We start from the raw sequence: 19,750 nt of genomic DNA on the forward strand, positions 1-19,750 counted from the left end.
TCCAATCGGGGATAACGGTAGAAGAAGCCCCCTTTCGCGCCGCGCCGAAAGGTGACCGGCCGTCGGGAGGGGATGCGGGCCATCATTCGGGGCGAAGTCCGATTACCCGCTGCGCCGGTTATTCCATAAAGCCGGATTTATCAAGCGGCGTAAAGCCGCAGAAAACGGACCGCCGGCTGTCTCTCCGCCGGCCGCGCTTTTTTACAAAGCCGACAGGAATTCGATCAGTTTCGCCGTGGCCCGTCCCCGGTGGCTGATGCTGTTTTTCAGTTCCAGCGGCATTTCGGCGAACGTTTCGGCATAGCCGTCCGGACGGAACACCGGATCGTAGCCGAACCCCTCCGCTCCGCTGCGTTCCTCGGTGATTTCGCCGTTCACGATCCCTTCGAAAAGATACTCCCTGCCCTCCAGGATCAGCGCGATGACCGTTCGGAACCGTGCCCGGCGGTTCGCCGCGCCCCGGAGGCGTTCCAGCAGCAGCGCCATGTTGTCCGCCGACGAATGTCCCTCTCCCGCGCCGTTCACCGCCGCGTAACGCGCCGAATAAACGCCCGGTTCGCCGTCCAGTGCCTCCACCTCCAGCCCCGTATCGTCCGCGAAACAATTCAAACCTGTCTTTTCATAGATATAACGCGCCTTTTGCAACGCATTTCCCTCCAGCGTGGGGCGGTCTTCCGGAATATCCTCCGTAATGCCGTGGTCGGCCGGCGTCGAAAGTTCGGCGCGGCTGCCGATCAGTGCCTGTATCTCTTTCAGCTTATTGCGGTTGCCCGTGGCGAAAACGATTTTCATATGCTCTCGGTATGGATTTCGGACAAAGTTAGTGAAAAAGAGACGCGATCGTCGCCAAAACGCCCCCGACCGTCCCGATGTTCTCACAAATTCGTTATCTTGCGGATTAAAAACAATCCGGATCTTCATGAAACACATTCCAGAATGGGCCGCCCTGACGGCAGTGGCGGCCGCCCTGCCCCTCTCCGCGGCCGGCAAAGGCCGGAAAGCCGCTCCCGCGCCGGTCGATACCGCAGCCCGAAATCTCCCGAACATCGTATTCGTGCTGACCGACGACCTCGGTATCGGCGACATCGGCGCCTACGGCCAACGGACCATTCCGACCCCGAATATCGACTCGCTGGCCCGCGCCGGCATGCAATTCATGCAACACTACTCCGGCTCCACCGTTTCGGCCCCCAGCCGCGCCGTGCTGCTCACCGGCAAACACACCGGCCATGCGGGTGTGCGCGGCAACGACAGCCGCACGCTGGAAGACGGCACCGTCTACGACTATTCGCTGCCGGCCGAAGAGACGACCGTGGCCGAGATTCTTCGTTCGAAAGGCTACGCCACCGGCATCACCGGCAAATGGGGCCTCGGCGGGTATCCGGAAGAAGGAGGGGTAGGAAACCAGGGCTTCGACTACTTTTTCGGCCATCAGGCGCAGGTCGATGCGCATCACTATTATCCGAAGAAACTTTACGAAAACGGTACGAAAATCGAACTGGACGGCACGCAGTATTCCGACGAGCTGACCACGCAGAAAGCGCTGGCTTTCATAGACCGTAGCGTCGCCGCCGGCAAGCCGTTCTTCCTCGAATTCGCCACCACCCTGCCCCATGCCGAACTGGTGCTGCCCGAAGAGGAGATGAAGCCCTTCGAAGGCAAATTCCTCGAAACGCCGTTCGAAGGGGGCTGGTACGGCGCACAACCGCAGCCGCGGGCCGCTTTCGCCGCCATGGTGAAACGCATCGACGACAACGTCGGACGGCTGACGGCCAAACTGCGCGAAACGGGACAGCTGGAAAACACGATTTTCATCTTCAGCTCGGACAACGGCACCCACGTCGAAGGCGGCCACGACCCCAACTATTTCAACAGCAGCGCCTTGTTCCGCGGCACCAAACGCGACATGTACGAAGGGGGCATCCGCACGCCGTTCATCGTAGCATGGCCGGGTCATATCGAGCCGGGCAGCGTGAGCTATCATGTGTCGGCGTTCTGGGACTTTCTCCCTACCGTGTGCGACATCGTCGGGGCCGACGTGCCGGAAGGCGTGGACGGCATCTCGATGCTGCCGGAATGGACGGGAGAGGGCGAACAGCCGAAACACGACTACCTCTATTTCGAATTCCACGAGGAGGGAGGCAAACAGGCCGTGATCCGCGACAATTGGAAACTGATCCGGCTGAATGCCAAACAACTTTCGAAAGACCCGTCGAAGGTGAAATACGAACTTTACAACCTCTCGCGCGACCCGAAGGAGCTGCGCGACGTGGCATCGAAATACCCGGGCAAAGTCACCGAACTGAAAGCGATCATGGACCGTTCGCGCACCGTGTCGGAAAATTCGGCCTGGAACTTCTAAACCGTTGCAGACTGTGTTGGTTACGACCGCTTATTTAGGCAACATACAGTATTTCGGCAAGCTGGCGGCGGGGGCGAGGATCGAAGCGTACGAAAATTTCCAGAAGCAGACCTACCGCAACCGGGCCGAAGTGATGACGGCGGCCGGGGTACGCACCCTGAGCGTGCCGGTGGAGTGGGACCACCGGGCCAAGATGCCGATCCGCGCGGTGCGGATCGATTACAAACTGCCCTGGCAGCGGGAACATTGGCGGACTTTGCAGGCCGCCTATTCGGCGGCCCCCTATTTCGACCACTACGCCGAAAAGCTGGCGCCCTTCTACGACAGCGCGTACCGGCCGCAGACATTGTGGCAACTGAACGAAGCGCTGACGCGGTTGCTGCTGGAGTTGTTCGGCCTGCCGGACACGCTGCGGTTCACGGAAGCCTACCGGCCGCCCGTGCCGCCGGACGAAGCGGTACGGGCGGGCGACTTCCGGGAGGTGATCTCGCACAAACCGCGGCTGAAAAGGCCCGACCCGACGTTCTCGGCTCCGGAATATTACCAGGTCTTCGCCGACCGCATCCCTTTCGCGCCGAACCTTTCGGCCGTCGATCTGCTTTTCTGCGAAGGCCCCGGCGCGGGGCGGATCATTCGGGAGAGCGTCGCGGCACGGGAATAATCCCCCCTCGACCTCCCCCGTGTGCGCCCTTCGCGAGCACCCCTGAAGATGTGGCGCTTAACAAGAACACCCGTTTTATGGCAAAACTGAAAAAAAGCTATTTCTGTACCGCCTGCGGCAACGAATCCCCCAAGTGGGTCGGCAAATGCCCCGCCTGCGGAGCCTGGAACACCTATACCGAAGAGATCGTCGCCGCCAAGAGCAGCCCCCTGACGACCAACAACTTCTTCAGCGCTTCGGCCTCCTCCGGCGAACGCAACCGCCCCATACCGGTGCACCGGGTCGAACGCAGCGCCCTGCAACGCATCGACCTGCTCAACCACGAAGCGAACCGTGTGCTCGGCGGCGGACTGGTGCCCGGATCGCTCGTGCTGCTGGGCGGCGAACCCGGTATCGGAAAATCGACCCTCGCCCTGCAAATCGCCGTGCGGATGGCCGATACGCCGATCCTTTACGTGTCGGGCGAAGAGAGTCCCGAACAGATCAAAATGCGGGCCGACCGCATCGGCGTGAGCAACGAGCAATGCCTGCTGCTGAGCGAGACTTCGCTCGAAAATATCATCACGCAGCTGACCGAAACCGCACCGGAACTGGTGGTGATCGACTCTATCCAGACGCTGTATTCCGAACGGGTCGAATCCTCGCCGGGCAGCGTCAGCCAGGTACGCGAGTGCGCCGCCATGCTGCTCAAATACGCCAAAGAGACGCGGGTGCCCGTGCTGATGATCGGGCACATCACCAAGGAAGGTTCCATCGCGGGGCCGAAAATCCTGGAACATATCGTGGACGTGGTGCTCCAGTTCGAAGGCGACAGCAACAACGCTTACCGTATCCTGCGCAGCATCAAGAACCGTTTCGGGGCCACGAACGAGATCGGGGTGTTCGAAATGCTGAACGACGGTTTGCGCGAGGTGGACAATCCGTCGGAGATACTGGTCTCGCATTACGACGAGCCGCTCAGCGGCATCGCCATCGGGGCGACGATCGAAGGCGTGCGGCCTTTCCTGCTCGAAACGCAGGCGCTGGTGAGCACGTCGGCCTACGGCACGCCGCAGCGGTCGGCCACCGGCGTGGATTACAAACGGCTCAACATGCTGCTGGCGGTGCTCGAAAAACGGCTGGGATTCAAATTGGGGACCAAAGACGTGTTCCTGAACCTCGCGGGCGGTTTCCGGGCGGCCGACACGGGGCTGGATCTGGCCATTATCGCGGCGATCATCTCGTCGGGGCTGGACATCGCCCTCGACCCGGACATCTGTTTCGCAGGCGAGGTCGGGCTGTCGGGCGAAGTGCGTCCGGCGTCGCGGACGGAACAACGCGTTTCGGAGGCGGCCCGGTTGGGATTCAGGACCGTCGTGGTTTCGGGCTACGCCCGCAAAGCGCTGAACCATGCGCCAAAAGGGATCGAAATCATCTATGTGAACCGGGTGGACGAGCTGGCCCGGCGGGTGTTCGGCAATCGCCCGTAAAGACGAACAGCGAAAACCGAAAGGAGAGGATTCCCGCTATGACTGTGGGAGACAATTGTTTAGAGTCATCGTCTTCCCGGCCTTGGCGTAGTTCTCCCTGATCGGCCCTGCGGTGCCGGGCGGCACCGCAGGGCCGGGACTCCGCACCAATCGAGGGGGCGGCGCGGGCCGAAAAACCATCGGCCAAAACTACCGGTAGTTCCCATGTACATAATCGGGGCGTCGAGAATCAGGCATGGGCATAAACCGGGGTAATTCCTATGGAATATAGCTGTCTGTGCCCGGGATCGTCTTCTGTTCGGAAAAAGGAAAAGGCGTCCTTTGCGGGACGCCTTCGGTATTCGGGAAAAGCCGGAACTGTAACGGTCGGGCAGGTTCGTTATCTGGCCGACCGGGGCAGGGCTTCGTAGGCTTTCAGGCCCGACTCCAGGAAATTGATGAAACCGTTCACATTCAGGTCGTACGACCGCGGCGTCACCAGCGGCCGCCCCTCGTTGTCCAACAGCACGTAGTACGGCTGCGCGTTGATCCCGAACCGTTCGATCTGGAACGACGCGTTGATTTTGCCCAGCGTCTTGCGCACCTTGCCGTCCGGCGTGGTCACCCACTCCTCTTCGGGCAGCTGTTTCTTGTCGTCCACATACAGCGCGACGATGACGTAGTTGTCCCGCAGCAGTTTCTGCACCGTCGCATCGCTCCATACGTTCGCCTCCATTTCGCGGCAGTTCACGCAGCCGTGGCCCGTGAAATCGAGGAACACCGGCTTGCCCACCGCCTTGGCGTATTCCATCCCCTGCTCGTAGTCGAAGAAACCTTCCAGGCCGTGCGGCAGATGGAGGAAATCGCTGTACTTGGGCGCGCCGCCTTCGATTTTCGAACGGTCGAGCGACGACACGGCACCTGCGCCGGATCCAGACACACCATCCGCTGAAGATGCGGAAAGATTGAAGTCCATCGTGGAGAGCGGCGGCAGGTAGCCGCTCAGCGCCTTGAGCGGTGCGCCGAACATGCCCGGAATCAGATAGACCACGAACGCGAAGGTGACGATCGACAGGAACAGCCGTTTCACGCTCACGTATTTCGTGTCGCTGTCGTGCGCGAACTTGATTTTGCCCAGCAGGTAGAAACCGAGCAGGGTGAAGATCACCACCCACAGCGCGATATAGACCTCTCGGTCGAGCAGCCCCCAGTGGTAAGTCTGGTCGGCCACCGAGAGGAATTTCAGCCCCAGGGCCAGTTCGATGAAGCCCAGCACCACTTTGACCGAGTTGAGCCAGCCTCCGGATTTGGGCAGATTCCTGAGCAGCGACGGGAAAAAGGCGAAAATGGTGAACGGCAGCGCGAAAGCCGCCGAGAAAGCCAGCATCGTGAAGATCGGCTCCCAGATGGCCCCCTGGGTCGATTTCACCAGGACTGTTCCCACGATCGGCCCAGTGCAGGAGAACGACACCAGCACAAGGGTCAGGGCCATGAAGAAGACCCCGACCAGACCGCCCTTGTCGGCCTTCGAATCGCTCTTATTGACCAGTTTCGAGGGCATCGTGATCTCGAACGCTCCGAAGAACGAAGCGGCGAAAATCATGAATATCAGGAAGAAAAGCACGTTGGGCAGCCAGTGCGTGGCCAGCCAGTTGAAAATATCAGCCGTTACCGAATCCCCGCCCACGAAGTAGGTGATGAGGATAATGGCCGCGATGGGCAGTGTATAAAGGGCTACGATGGAAATCCCGTAAAACGAGGCCATCATGCGCCCTTTGGCCTTGTTGTCGCTCCCTTTCATGAAGAAGCTGACGGTCATCGGTACCATCGGGAAGACGCACGGGGTCAGCAGAGCCGCGAATCCCCACAGGATGGCTTCGATGATGATGCTCCAGAAGCTCTTGTTTTCGTTCTGCTGCAAGCCTTCGAACGATGCCTCGCCGGGTGCGGCCGGAGCGGCTGTCGTTACGGCTGCGGACGAATCGGGGGTTACCGCCATCGCGTCGTCGTTCACCATCCGTCCCGTCGGATCCGGGGTGGCCGGAGCGTTCGGATCGGCATTACCGGTCGTTGCGGGAGTGTCGGCGACCGGTGCGGTCTCGGCGGCGGTCGCCGTCGGGACGATCGTCACCGTAAAGTCTTCATCGGTCGGCGGCAGGCAGCTTTGGTCGTCGCAGGCCTGCCACTCGACATTCCCTTTGATCGCGATGGGTTTCCCGGCGGCGGCGAGCTGCGGCGAAACGTTGAATTTCTGCACGAACCGGGCGGATTTGGCGAAGTAGCCGATCTCCATGCCGAAGATCTCGTCCTGCACGCGAGTCGGCCGGGTTACCTGGACGATCCCGCCGTCGAGGGTTACGCCCTCCGGCAGTTCGAACGTGAAAGTCGTGGCGTTCGGCCCTCCGTCGTAGGGGCCCATGTCGTACATATGCCACTCGCCGCTGATCGTGGCGGTTATTTCCGCCTGTTGTCCCGAAGCGGAGAACTTCCAGCTCACCGGGTTTTCGACCTGCGCCGCAGCGGTCGCCGTGCCGAAGATACCCAGCAGCAGGGAGGCGATCAGATTTCTGAATTTCATAATGTTACTTAGTGTATGTGAAACAAGGTAAGGCGCGGGGATATTCGGGCCGGTCGTTCTGCACGGCGCTCCCCGCTGGCGCGGGTCTTAAGTTTTAACCGTTCGGACGAGCGTCGGGCAGCAGTTTTTATTTCGCTGCGATTTTGGCCCACGAGTCTTTGAGGGTCGCCGTTCGGTTGAACACCGGCACGCAGCCCGCCGAAGAGGGGGCGGTGTCGGCGCAGAAGTAACCCAGCCGTTCGAACTGGAACTTTTCGCCGGGTTGCGCTTCGCCCAGGGCCGGTTCGCACCACGCACGCACCGTTTTCAGCGAATCGGGGTTCAGGTTGTCGAGGAACGTGCCGCCTTCGGCCGTTTCGTCCGGATTCTCGGCGGCGAACAGGCGGTCGAACAGCATCACCTCCGCCGGTACGGCGTGCGGGGCCGACACCCAGTGGATGATGCCCTTGACCTTGCGTCCGTCGGACGAACCGCCGCCCAGCGAAAGCGGGTCGTAGGTACAACGCAGTTCGACGACCTCGCCCGATGCGTCTTTAATCACTTCGTCGCACCGGATGATATAGCCGTAGCGCAGGCGCACTTCGCCGCCCGGCCGCAGGCGGAAGAATTTCTTCGGCGGTTCTTCCATAAAGTCGTCGCGCTCGATATAGACTTCGCGGCTGAACGGCACTTTGCGCCGCCCGGCTTCGGGATCTTCGGGATTATTGACGCATTCGACATACTCGGTCTGCCCTTCGGGGTAGTTGGCGATGACCACTTTCAGAGGATTGAGCACGGCCATGCGCCGCAGGGCGGTCTTATTCAGGTCTTCGCGCACGCACCATTCGAGCAGCCCCAGGTCGATGATGTTGTCGCGTTTGGCGACGCCTACCTTTTCGGCGAACATGCGGATCGATTCCGGCGTGTAACCCCGTCGCCGCAGACCGCTGATGGTAGGCATCCGCGGGTCGTCCCAGCCGCTGACGTAGCCCTCTTTGACCAACTGGAGCAGCTTGCGCTTGCTCATCACTGTGTAAGTCAGGTTCAGCCGCGCGAATTCATACTGGCGGCTGGGGAAAATACCGAGTTTTTCGATAAACCAGTCGTAGAGCGGCCGGTGCACGTCGAATTCGAGGGTGCAGACGGAGTGCGTTATCTTCTCGATGGAATCGCTCTCGCCGTGGGCGTAGTCGTACATCGGGTAGATGCACCATTTGTCGCCCGTGCGGTGGTGGTGCGAGTGGATGATGCGGTACATCAGCGGGTCGCGCAGGAGCATGTTCGGGTGGGCCATGTCGATTTTGGCCCGCAGCACTTTTTCGCCGTCCTTGTATTTGCCTTCGCGCATTTCGGCGAACAGGCGCAGGTTCTCTTCCACGCTGCGGTCGCGCCACGGGCTGTTCACGCCGGGCCGGGTAACGGTCCCGCGGCCGATGCGGATCTCTTCCTGCGTCTGGTCGTCCACATAGGCGAGACCTTTCCGGATGAGTTCCACGGCCCATTCGTAAAGCTGTTCGAAATAATCCGAGGCGTAATGTTCTTCGGCCCACTCGAAACCGAGCCACCGGATGTCTTCCTTGATCGAATCGACATATTCCACGTCTTCCTTGACGGGATTGGTATCGTCGAAACGGAGGTTGCATTTCCCGCCGTATTTCTTAGCCAGACCGAAATTGAGGCAGATGGACTTGGCGTGCCCGATATGCAGGTAACCGTTGGGTTCCGGCGGGAAGCGGGTGTGTACCCGCGGTTCGCCGTCGGCGATGGATTTTTCGATGATCTCTTCTATGAAGTTCAGCTTTTCGGGGCTTTCCATACGTTTAAGTTTTTATATATCGTACAAATATACGGCTTTTTATATGTATGTACCCGCACCGAACTGTCGCTTTTCTTCAGAAAAGCTCCGCAAAAGACTTTCGCGGATGCTAACGCATCCGGAATCCGCCGGGGGCGGGTTTTGCGGGCCGGAGGCCAGACACGCCCGGACCGGGGTAGTTACAGCCCGGAAAGCCCCTCTGGGGCCTCTTTTTTCAAAAAGAGAACGGTTCCCTCCGGCACAATGCAAACAAAAGCCGTAGCTTTGCAATCGAAAAACGACCGAGAAATGAAAAAAACGACCATCGAACTGGAAAACATGGAATTCTACGCCTTCCACGGCCACTATGAAGAAGAACAGGTCGTCGGCAACCGTTTCCGCGTAGACCTCTCTTTCGACGTGGACGGCGAACGGGCGGCCCTGACCGACGAACTCGAAACGACCGTCAGCTACCTCGACGTATACCAGTGCGTCCGCGAACAGATGGAGATTCCGTCTCACCTGCTGGAACACGTCTCGCGACGCATCGCGGAGACGCTCCGGGAACGTTTCCCCGCCATATCGTCCCTGCGGCTGAAGGTCTCCAAAATGGCTCCCCCGCTGGGCGGTCCGGTGGAGAAAGTCAGCGTCTCGACCGAATGGCAAAACAGGTAACTATTTCAGGCAATCCGGTAGTATACCGAACCTGTTCGGCGGCGATTTTCCGCTATCGGCCCAGCGGCGCCGGCCGGTTGAGAGGAATCATTGCCCGGTTTCGGATAAAAGTCGCAGCGCATCCGGCAACGCTCATAAATACAATGTATTAACTAAATGTTAATAAGTTTTTCGGGCAAGCGGCCCCGGCTCCGGAAAAGGGGCTATCTTTGCATACAATATCGAAAATATATAGTTTAAATACACCATGCAGGAACTCAAACAATACACCTATGAAGAGGCCGTGGCCGGCGCCCGCGACTACTTCAAGGGCGACGAGCTTGCGGCTACCGTATGGGTCACCAAGTATGCGCTGAAGGACTCTTTCGGTAAAATCTACGAATGTTCGCCCGACCAGATGCACGAGCGCATCGCCTCCGAGCTGGAGCGGATCGAGAAGAAGTACCCGAACCCGATGACCAAGGCCGAAATCCGCGAACTGCTCGACGGATTCCGGTACGCCGTGCCGCAGGGCGGCCCGATGACCGGGATCGGAAACGACTTGCAGATCGCCTCGATCTCGAACTGTTTCGTGATCGGGCACGAAAAACCGGCCGACTCCTACGGCGGCATCATCCGTATCGACGAGGAGCAGGTGCAGCTGATGAAACGGCGCGGCGGCGTGGGGCACGACCTCTCGCACATCCGGCCGACGGGAAGTCCCGTGCTCAACTCCGCGCTCACCAGCACGGGTATCGTGCCGTTCATGGAACGGTACTCCAACTCCACGCGCGAAGTGGCCCAGGACGGCCGGCGCGGGGCGTTGATGCTCTCGCTCTCGATCAAGCATCCCGACGCCGAACGCTTTATCGACGCCAAGCTCGAACAGGGCAAAGTCACCGGAGCCAACGTTTCGATCAAGGTGGACGACGAGTTCATGCAGGCGGCCATCGACGGCAAACCGTACAAACAGCAATTTCCGATCACGGGCGACAAACCGATGGTATCGGGCGAGATCGATGCGGCGGCGCTTTGGAAAAAGATCGTGCACAACGCCTGGAAATCGGCCGAGCCGGGCGTCCTGTTCTGGGATACCATCATCCGCGAATCGGTGCCGGACTGCTATGCCGACCTCGGTTTCCGCACCGTTTCGACCAACCCGTGCGGCGAAATTCCGCTCTGCCCGTACGACAGCTGCCGCCTGCTGGCGCTGAACCTGTACAGCTATGTGGACAAGCCTTTCACGAAAGAGGCGAAATTCGACACGGCCAAGTTCAAGAAGCATGTGCGCAAGGCGATGCGCATGATGGACGACATCATCGACATCGAACTGGAGAAAGTCGAGGCCATCATCAGTAAAATCGACAAAGACCCGGAAGACAAGGATATCCGCCGCGTAGAACGCGAACTGTGGGAGAAAATCCGCCGCAAAGCTCTGATGGGGCGCCGTACCGGGCTGGGAATCACCGCCGAGGGCGACATGCTGGCCGCCCTGGGCCTGCGCTACGGATCGGACGAGGCGATCGAATTCGCCGCGGACCTTCAAAAGACGCTGGCTGTCGAGGCTTACCGCGCGTCGGTGGAAATGGCCGGCGAACGCGGCGCGTTCGAGATGTACGACCCCAAACGCGAAGAACGGAATCCGATGATCCTGCGCATCAAGGAGGCCGATCCGAAACTCTACGACCTGATGGTGAAACAGGGGCGCCGCAACGTGGCGATGCTGACCATCGCCCCGACCGGGACCACTTCGCTGATGACCCAGACCACGAGCGGCATCGAGCCGGTGTTCCTGCCGGTCTATAAACGCCGCCGCAAGGTCAATCCGAGCGACAAGAACGTGAATATCACTTTCGTGGACGACGTGGGCGATTCGTGGGAGGAATATAATGTCTATCACCATCACTTCCTGACGTGGATCAAAGTGAACAAAGGGCTGACCGACGAACAGATCAAAAAATTGTCGGACAAGGAGGTGGACAAGCTGGTCGCCGAATCGCCGTACCACAACGCCACATCGAACGACATCGACTGGGTAGCCAAGGTCAAGATGCAGGGGGCCATGCAGAAGTGGGTGGACCACTCGATTTCGGTGACGGTGAACCTGCCGAACGACGTGACCGAAGCGCTCGTGGACGAAGTCTATAAGACGGCCTGGAAGTCGGGCTGCAAGGGAGTGACGGTCTATCGCGACGGCAGCCGCGCCGGCGTGCTGGTCAAGAAAGACAAGAAGAAAGAGGAGGAGGGGGTTCCAACCAGTCGTCCCGTATCGCTCGAAGCGGATGTCATCCGGTTCAAAAACGGCGCGGAAGACTGGATCGCGTTCGTCGGCCTCTACAACCACAAGCCGTACGAGATTTTTACCGGTAAGGTGGACGAAGACGCGCTCTACTTCCCGAAAACCGTCAAGAAAGGCAATATCATCAAGGTGATCGAAAAGGACGGCGTCAAACGTTACGATTTCCAATACAAGGACAAGTACGGGTATGTGAATACCGTAGGGGGCATCTCGCGCTTGTTCGACAAAGAACTCTGGAACTATGCGAAGCTGATTTCGGGCGTGCTGCGCACGGGTATGCCTCCGATCGACGTGGTGAACCTCGTTTCGTCGCTACGGCTGGACAGCGACACGATCAATACGTGGAAAAACGGGGTGGCGCGCGCGCTGCACAAATATATCCCGAACGGGACGAAGCCCAAGGGCGGCAAGAAATGCCCGGAATGCGGACAAGAGAGCCTGGTTTACCAGGAGGGCTGCCTGGTCTGCACCAACTGCGGGCACTCCAAATGCGGTTAGCCTTTCCGCGGCGCTAATCTATAAAGTCCGGACGGTCGTCGTCCGGACTTTTTGTTTCATGCGGTTTCAATTACTCCCAATCCTCATGTTCCAAAAAGAAGAGACTCTCCAGCCTCTGCCCGAAAACCGCCGCAATCTTCAACGCGACAATAACCGAGGGGACGTAACGTTGCGTCTCAATGTAGTTGATCGTTTGACGCGAAACACCCGCTTTGTCCGCAAGTTCCTGTTGAGTCATATGGCTCCTGGCCCGCTCAGTCTTAATCGCATTTTTCACGTTTCGATTGTATTAGAAACCAATAAAAATTAACGATATAAATACACAGAACCGCCAACGCAAGCTCCTGCACACCCACCGCCAAGGGAGATTTCATCCAAAGCATAAGCGGAGGCAGGACAATGGCAATGAAAACCCCGACCACCAACGCATGCATCACGGATACGTACCTGGCACGGACAATCATCTCATCCTCGCGCTTCTCCTTGGCCAGAACGAATAACAACAAGCCCAGAATAAATACTGAAAGCAAGGTTCGGGGCATGAGCGGATTCATGTCCAATACAACCGAAGCGATTGCCGCGACTGCCGCAATAATTAACCCTACCGCCTTGAAGCAGTTGGGCAAGATGAACAGATAGTGATAGTCTTTCATAGCGAGCCGACAATTTAGCGGTTTATCGAATGTCAAATGTATTTGACATTCCTCGGCTTTGCAACAACCCGTCCGATTTTTCTATGAAACAGACGATTACAACCGTATCTTCAGGCAAGGCGTCTCACAACCCGAAACCGTTGTACCGTTAGCCGTTCCGTCTGAGTTCCAGCCGGCGGCCGATGCATGACGGCAGGTCGGTTTCGTAGTGCGAGACATAGATCAGCGACTTGCCCGGCCGGGCGCAGAAAGCGTCGATAATCGCCCTCACCCGCTCTTTGTTCGCCGCGTCCAGCCCGTTGAGCGGTTCGTCCAGAATCAACAGGTCGGGGTCTTTCACGAACGCGCGGGCCAGCAGCACCAGCCGCTGTTCGCCGCTCGACAACCGCAGGAAAGAACGGCCGGCCGAACCGCCGATCCCGAACGTCTCCAGCCAGGCGCCGGCCGAAGCCAGCTGCGCCGCCGTCGGCGTCTCGTACAGGCCCAGCGAATCGAAGTAACCCGAAGCGACCATCCGCACGGCCGGAATCTCTTTCAGGAACGAACGGTGCATTTCGGAACTCACGTAACCGATATGCCGTTTGATCTCCCAGATGCTCTCGCCCGTCCCGCGCTGACGGCCGAACAGGACGATGTCCTGCGCGTACGCCTGCGGATTGTCGGCGCTGATCAGGCTCAGCAGGGTCGATTTCCCCGAACCGTTCGGCCCGGCGAGCGCCCATTTCTCGCCGCTGCGCATCGTCCAGTCCAGCGAATCCAGTATCGTCCGGTCGCCGTAACGGATCGTTACCCCCCTAAGGCGCACCGTTTCGGTACAGCGCAGCGGTTCGTTCTCCGCCGGAGGCAGAACGACCGCCGGAGGCGCCGGAACCGGTCGGGGCCGGAAGGCGGCCCTCGGAGTTTTCGGCCCCACTTTCCGGTTTTCGAGCCGATAGACATGGGTAATGAAAGGCGGGATGTCCTCCTCCGACGACAGGACGAGGATCAGTTGCAGTCCGGTCATGCCGGCGAGCCGCCGCAGCAGTTCGTTCAGCAGCCCGCGGGCCGCCGTGTCCAGGCCGATGAACGGATTGTCCACGATCAGCACTTCGGCCCGCGTCAGCAGCATGCGGACGATCTGGAATTTGCGCAGTTCGCCGCTGGAAAGCAGAATGACGGGTTTGTCCAGCATGGGACGGATAGCCAGCAGGTCGTACAGCTCGTCCCGCAGGCCGGCATCGCTTTCCAGCAGGCCCAGCAGTTCGCCGACGCGAGGAGCGTTCTCGTTGTCGCAGGAGTTCCAGCGTTGCTGGTAGTAATATTCGCCGTCTTCGGCGCGGTTGTAGGTCTCGTGGAAAGCGATATAACGGATGTTTCCGCCGGGAACGCCGTACCGCAGCCGTCCGCCGCACAGGGCACGGCGGCCCAGCAGGGTCTCGACGAGCGTGGTTTTGCCGCTGCCGTTGGGTCCGGTAACGGCGATGTGCTCGCCGGGTTCCATCCGGAAATCGGCAGGTTCGGCAAATCGGAAAGCGGCTTCGCTCAGAAGCCCGTTTTCGAGGGTGATGACGGAGTCCGGCATGGCTTTTGACAGATTGAAAAACGGCCCGAAGTTAGGCAAAATGACGGAGGTTATCCTTAAATTTGCCTCGAAACGGATCGGCCGGACCTGCAAAAGCAGGCCGGAATCTTCCCGCGAGAGCAGTGCCCGGTTCGCAGGCCGGCCTGCGAACCGGGCCGTGTGCCGAGCGGCACCGGGCCTCCGCTATGGAAGGCTCCGGGCTGACCGCTGACCCGGGAACTCTTGGCTTTTTTAACCCCAACTGCTGCGGGGTACTCCGAGGAGCAAGCCCCTCTTGCGATAACACGAAAAGGGATAATTCCTTAATTTTATGGTTATGTTTTCTTTTTTAACCCAATTGAAACCCGACCCCGCCGTGATCGAGAAGGCCGACAGCGTCAAAACGACCTTTGCCGAGAAACTGGCGGTTCTGTCCCACATGTCGGGAGAAGATCTGATCAAGACCGTGACCAGCGGAGTCGTCAATATCGCCCTGAAAATCCTCATCGCGCTGGTAATCTTCTGGATCGGCCGCTGGCTGATCCGGCGCGTGCGCAAGATCATGAACCGGATCATGACCAAACGCGAAGTGGACGTCTCGCTCCGGGCGTTTCTGATGAGCCTGGTGAACATCACGCTGATGCTGTTCCTGATCATCATCATTATCGGGATCCTCGGCATCGACACCACGTCGTTCATCGCCCTTTTCGCTTCGGCCGGTCTGGCTATCGGGATGGCGTTGAGCGGCACATTGCAGAACTTCGCGGGCGGGGTGATGATTCTCTTGTTCCGTCCGTTCCGCGTGGGCGATTATATCGAAGCCCAGGGGCAGGCCGGTACGGTCAAAGAGATACAATTGATCCATACGGTGCTGAATACGGTGGACAATAAGACGATCCTGCTGCCCAACGGCCCGGTCTCGACAGGGATTATCAACAATTATTCCCGCGAACCCCGGCGGCGGGTGGATTGGACGTTCGGAATCGCCTACGGCGACGATTACGACCTGGCCAGGGCGACGATCGCGGAGCTGCTGGCGGCCGACGAGCGGGTGGCCCGGGAGCCAGCGCCGTTTATCGCCCTGACGGCGCTGGCGGACAGTTCGGTGAATATCGTGGTACGGGCCTGGGTCGATTCGTCGGAATATTGGAATGTCTTTTTCGACATGAATGAAAAAGTGTACAAGACATTCTCGCAGAAAGGGCTGAACATTCCCTTCCCGCAGATGGACGTGCATCTGTATAAAGGGAACGAATGACGGATATCCCTTTTTCCGGTCGGCGGCGGATTCCGGTTTCGTACCGGATCCGCCGTTTTATTTGGAGATCTGTTCCGAACGGACTTCCGGAGAGGCGCAGCCGACGTTGTTTTCCCGGAAAGGTAAGTATATACGACCTTACTTTGTTTTATTCGTATGTCTGGTTTTCAGCTATTTTCGGCCTGCGCCCACCCCTGAAGCGGCAGACCGCTTGGGCGCAGGGTCGTTGGGGGAGATCATAGCATGACTTTGGATAATTACCCCCGGAAATACGGTGCCGTTGCATTTTTTCGGCGAATCCTTATCTTTGTAAGCGACTCGAACCCAAACCTTTTCCCGTATGAAAACTTATCGGTCGGCGGCACGGACGTGCGCCGCTCTGTTTGCATTGGCCCCTGCGCTCCTATGGGCGCAAAAAGCCGAACTGAACCTGAATGTCGTCGAAGGGCGCCTGTGTTACGATGTCGAATATCAAGGCAGGACCGTCGTCTCTTCCTCCCCGCTGGGGCTGAATGTAGACCGTAACCCGCTCGGCGAGGAGGCCCGGATCGTTGCGACGGATTCGACCGGCAAGGGCGTGACTTACACCATCGAGCGTACCGACGGACAGACCTACTTCGTCGATACCCGCCGGTTCGACGACGGCGTCGCCCTGCGTTACCGGATTCCCGCCGACGGCCCCCGCTGCATATACGGCGAACAGACGGCCTGCACGTTCCCGGCCGGAACCCGCGTCTGGTATGCCAGCGGCCCGTTCCAGTACGGGTGGATACAAGCCTACCAGGAACGCGGTATCGACGCCGTGGACGGTGAGCTGCTCGCTCCGCCGGCCACTTTCCGACTTCCCGACGGCACTTATGCCGCCCTTACCGAAGCCAACCTGTTCCACTACCACGGCGCCGTGCTTTACGGCCGCACGGGGAACCGCGTGCAGTGGGGTTATGTGGAGAACAAAGGGCATCTGGAGACCGGCGTGGTTACCGGGTTGCCGCCCGCGAAATATTGGCACGAAGAGGTACGCGACTGGCCCTGGATCGCCACTCCTCGCGAAGGGGCGGACGAGATCGTGACGCCGTGGCGCATCGTGATGCTGGCCGAAGATCTGGACGGGCTAGTGAATAACGGAATCATCGCGGCGGTTTCCGACCGTCCCGACCCGGCGCTTTTCCCACAGGGGAAAGATACGGAATGGATCCGCCCCGGTCGTTCGGTTTTCACCTGGCTGACCGAAGGCCCGGACCGGCTCAGCGTGGCGAACCACAAAAAATATGTGGACGGAGCGGCCGAATTGGGTTTGCAGTCCGTCGTCGTGGACGACGGGTGGGAACTCTGGCCCGAAACCGAGAGGGATGCCGGCGGCCGTTCCAAATGGGACATGCTGAAAGAACTGGTCGATTACGCCGCGGCCAAAGGGATCGATATCTGGGTTTGGAGGCCCTCTTCGCCGCGGGCCGGAAACCGAACGGACATCGGACTGGCGGATGCCGACGAGCGAGCCGGTTTTATGAAAAAATGCAGCGAAATCGGCGTCAAAGGATTGAAAATCGACTTTTTCCACACCGAGAACCTGTTTACGGTCGATCTGATGGAGGCGATTCTGAAAGAGGCGGCCGCTAATCGGCTGATGGTCATCTTCCACGGTGTGAACAAACCGACCGGCGACAATCATACGTATCCGAACCTGCTGGCCAAAGAGGCCGTCCGGGGACTGGAGTCTGTCGGCGGCGAAGACACCTGGGCGCCTGGTCCGCCGTGGCCGTACCACAATACGGTGCTGCCCTTCACCCGCTGGCTGGCCGGCCCGGCCGACTATACGCCGCTGAACTTCCGCGGATTCTGCCCGCCTTCGGTGACTTTCGCCCACCAGTTGGCTTCTATCTATATGTTTACCTCGCCGATGCTGATTCTGGCGGCCGATATGGAAGACATGCTGGCGTGTCCGGGGCGCCGGTTCATCGAGGAAGTGCCGGTCGAGTGGGACGAAACGCGGGTCCTCGCCGAGAGCCGGATCGGGGAGCTGGCGGCTGTCGCGCGGCGCAAAGGCGATGTCTGGTACCTGGCGGTGCTGAACGGCGAAAAACCGTTCTCCGGCGACCTGTCGCTGGATTTCCTGCCTGCAGGCCGCTACCGGACGACGACCGCTGCGGACGCTACGGACGACCGCAGACGGATCGTCGTAAGCACGGCCGATACGAAACCGGGCCGGAAACTGGAGCTCGATTTGCCGTCGGGCGGCGGTTACCTGATCAAATTCGAACGTCGCTGATTGTCCGGGAATCGGGAAACGGGCGACGGATGATTTTCCGACAGGAGAGCCGCTGCCGGATAGCAGCGGATACGTCCGAAATCCCGCCGTAAACGGCGATAAGAAGAGGTAATGGCCCCCGGATGTAATAATATCCAAAAATATCCATATCTTTGTAGCTGTGAATCAACTAACAATCATTCACGCAACCAACTGAAAAAGAACATTCCTAAAACAACCATCATGCAGCAATCAATCGACACCTACAATTTCGCAGGCAAACGGGCGATTATCCGCGTTGACTTCAATGTACCGTTGGACGCATCGTTCAACGTAACCGACGATACCCGTATCCGGGCGGCCATTCCGACCATCAAGAAAGTGCTGGCCGGCGGCGGATCGGCGATCCTGATGTCGCACCTGGGACGTCCGAAGGGACCGGAAGACAAGTTCTCGCTCAAACACATCATCCCGATCATCGAAAAACTGCTCGGCCAGAAAATCGACTTCGCCGGAGACTGCATGGGTGCCGAAGCTGCCGAAAAATCGGCCGCTCTGAAACCGGGACAGGTACTGCTGCTCGAAAACCTCCGCTTCTATGCCGAAGAGGAGGGCAAACCGCGCGGGCTGAAAGAAGACGCTACGGACGAAGAAAAGAAAGCCGCCAAAGCCCAGGTGAAAGAGGCTCAGAAAGAGTTTACCAAGAAGCTGGCTTCGTATGCGGACTGCTATATCAACGACGCGTTCGGCACGGCTCACCGCGCACACGCATCGACGGCCCTGATCGCCGAATTCTTCCCGAACGACAAGATGTTCGGCTACATTATGGAAGGCGAGCTGAAAGCGATCGACGGCGTGCTGGAAGCCCCGAAAAAACCGTTCACGGCGATCCTCGGCGGTTCGAAGGTATCGACCAAGATCACCATCATCGAATCGCTGATGGAGAAAGTGGATAACCTGATCCTCGGCGGCGGCATGACCTATACTTTCATGGCCGCACAAGGCGGCAAGATCGGGAACTCGATCTGCGAAAAAGACCAGTTCGACACCGCGCTGGCGATCGTCGAAAAGGCCAAAAAACTCGGCGTGAACCTCGTGCTGGCCGAGGATGCCAAATGCGGCGACGCTTTCAGCAACGACGCGAATACCAAGATATGCCCGGCCAACGACATTCCGGACGGCTGGGAAGGGATGGACATCGGCCCGAAAACCGCCGAAAAATTCCGGAAAGTTATCGAAGAATCGAAAACCATCCTGTGGAACGGCCCGGTAGGGGTGTTCGAGTTCGACACTTTCGCCGACGGTTCGAAAGCGATCGCCGAAGCGATCGTGGAAGCTACGGCGAAGGGCGCCTATTCGCTGATCGGCGGCGGCGACTCGGTAGCTTGCATCAACAAGTTCGGCATGGCCGACAAGGTGAGCTACGTATCGACCGGCGGCGGCGCGTTGCTGGAATACATGGAAGGCAAAGAGCTGCCGGGCGTTGCGGCGATCCGCAAATAATTCCCCGGCACTTCCGGATATCGGGCGAGGGCGTTTCCCGTACGGGAAACGCCCTCGTTGTTTTCTGAGCGCCCGATTCCCGACGGGGCAAGCCTGAAACGGGATCCGGCAACCCGATTGTATATTACCGAATACAGGGGCGGCGACCATTTTCCTCTATCGGCTCTGCGGTGCCGCCTGAATCGAGTATGGCATACCCATGCAAAAGACCCGACGGGATCGCTCCGGCCGGGAGTTCTTTTTATCGAAAAAATCCGGCACGAGGCGATGCGAACCC

14 protein-coding genes are annotated in these 19,750 nt (G+C 59.1%); 8 read left to right on the top strand and 6 right to left on the bottom strand.

Going from position 1 to position 19,750, the window contains the following annotated elements:
- Window positions 1-201 precede the first annotated feature (201 nt).
- Window positions 202-792 carry an RdgB/HAM1 family non-canonical purine NTP pyrophosphatase gene (gene rdgB / locus RIKMI_RS0105620; RefSeq protein ID WP_027290800.1) on the bottom strand — a complete coding sequence of 197 codons (591 nt, stop codon included), beginning with the start codon at window positions 790-792 and terminating at the stop codon, window positions 202-204.
- Window positions 793-919: 127 nt separating this feature from the next.
- Between rdgB and RIKMI_RS13160 the strand changes: the two genes are divergently transcribed.
- From RIKMI_RS13160 to radA, 3 genes are all read left to right on the top strand, one after another.
- On the top strand, window positions 920-2,362 hold the full coding sequence (locus tag RIKMI_RS13160) for an arylsulfatase (protein WP_084135192.1): 1,443 nt from the start codon (window positions 920-922) through the stop codon (window positions 2,360-2,362).
- 13 nt (window positions 2,363-2,375) lie between these two features.
- Entirely contained in the window at window positions 2,376-3,023 is a 648-nt protein-coding gene (locus RIKMI_RS0105630; RefSeq protein WP_169715529.1) for a WbqC family protein, read from the top strand.
- Window positions 3,024-3,100: 77 nt separating this feature from the next.
- A complete protein-coding gene (radA, locus tag RIKMI_RS0105635; protein ID WP_027290802.1) occupies window positions 3,101-4,492 on the top strand; it encodes a DNA repair protein RadA in 1,392 nt (463 codons plus the stop codon).
- A 379-nt stretch (window positions 4,493-4,871) separates the two neighbouring features.
- On the opposite strand, the gene RIKMI_RS0105640 is transcribed toward radA, so the two are convergent.
- Window positions 4,872-7,049 carry a protein-disulfide reductase DsbD family protein gene (locus RIKMI_RS0105640; RefSeq protein WP_027290803.1) on the bottom strand — a complete coding sequence of 726 codons (2,178 nt, stop codon included), beginning with the start codon at window positions 7,047-7,049 and terminating at the stop codon, window positions 4,872-4,874.
- A gap of 127 nt (window positions 7,050-7,176) precedes the next feature.
- Window positions 7,177-8,844 (bottom strand): glutamine--tRNA ligase/YqeY domain fusion protein, encoded by a 1,668-nt coding sequence (locus RIKMI_RS0105645; protein ID WP_027290804.1) that lies wholly within the window; start codon window positions 8,842-8,844, stop codon window positions 7,177-7,179.
- Window positions 8,845-9,132: 288 nt separating this feature from the next.
- Here RIKMI_RS0105645 and folB point away from each other — a divergent pair, with 288 nt between their 5' ends.
- Together folB and RIKMI_RS0105655 are read left to right on the top strand one after the other, a co-directional pair.
- Window positions 9,133-9,498, top strand: a complete 366-nt coding sequence (gene folB / locus RIKMI_RS0105650) for a dihydroneopterin aldolase (RefSeq protein ID WP_027290805.1) — start codon at window positions 9,133-9,135, stop codon at window positions 9,496-9,498.
- A 247-nt stretch (window positions 9,499-9,745) separates the two neighbouring features.
- Entirely contained in the window at window positions 9,746-12,274 is a 2,529-nt protein-coding gene (locus RIKMI_RS0105655; RefSeq protein ID WP_027290806.1) for an adenosylcobalamin-dependent ribonucleoside-diphosphate reductase, read from the top strand.
- Between the two features lie 70 nt (window positions 12,275-12,344).
- On the opposite strand, the gene RIKMI_RS0105660 is transcribed toward RIKMI_RS0105655, so the two are convergent.
- The 3 genes from RIKMI_RS0105660 to RIKMI_RS0105670 form a co-directional block, all read right to left on the bottom strand.
- Window positions 12,345-12,551 (bottom strand): helix-turn-helix transcriptional regulator, encoded by a 207-nt coding sequence (locus RIKMI_RS0105660; RefSeq protein ID WP_027290807.1) that lies wholly within the window; start codon window positions 12,549-12,551, stop codon window positions 12,345-12,347.
- Window positions 12,535-12,927: a hypothetical protein gene (locus RIKMI_RS0105665; protein ID WP_027290808.1), complete on the bottom strand. Its 393-nt coding sequence runs from the start codon at window positions 12,925-12,927 to the stop codon at window positions 12,535-12,537. Before RIKMI_RS0105665 ends, RIKMI_RS0105660 begins: the two co-directional genes overlap by 17 nt.
- A 148-nt stretch (window positions 12,928-13,075) precedes the next feature.
- Entirely contained in the window at window positions 13,076-14,488 is a 1,413-nt protein-coding gene (locus RIKMI_RS0105670; RefSeq protein ID WP_027290809.1) for an ATP-binding cassette domain-containing protein, read from the bottom strand.
- Window positions 14,489-14,804: 316 nt separating this feature from the next.
- Here RIKMI_RS0105670 and RIKMI_RS0105675 point away from each other — a divergent pair, with 316 nt between their 5' ends.
- The 3 genes from RIKMI_RS0105675 to RIKMI_RS0105685 all read left to right on the top strand — a co-directional run bounded on the left by RIKMI_RS0105675 (window position 14,805) and on the right by RIKMI_RS0105685 (window position 19,473).
- Window positions 14,805-15,725: a mechanosensitive ion channel family protein gene (locus tag RIKMI_RS0105675; protein WP_027290810.1), complete on the top strand. Its 921-nt coding sequence runs from the start codon at window positions 14,805-14,807 to the stop codon at window positions 15,723-15,725.
- Between the two features lie 340 nt (window positions 15,726-16,065).
- The gene (locus RIKMI_RS0105680; protein ID WP_027290811.1) at window positions 16,066-17,991 is read left to right on the top strand and encodes a glycoside hydrolase family 97 protein; all 1,926 of its coding nucleotides are present in this window, start codon (window positions 16,066-16,068) and stop codon (window positions 17,989-17,991) included.
- Window positions 17,992-18,213: 222 nt separating this feature from the next.
- Window positions 18,214-19,473 (top strand): phosphoglycerate kinase, encoded by a 1,260-nt coding sequence (locus tag RIKMI_RS0105685; protein ID WP_037291572.1) that lies wholly within the window; start codon window positions 18,214-18,216, stop codon window positions 19,471-19,473.
- Window positions 19,474-19,750 lie beyond the last annotated feature (277 nt).

The sequence above is a fragment of the Rikenella microfusus DSM 15922 genome (assembly GCF_000427365.1).
Taxonomy (GTDB): Bacteria; Bacteroidota; Bacteroidia; order Bacteroidales; family Rikenellaceae; genus Rikenella; species Rikenella microfusus.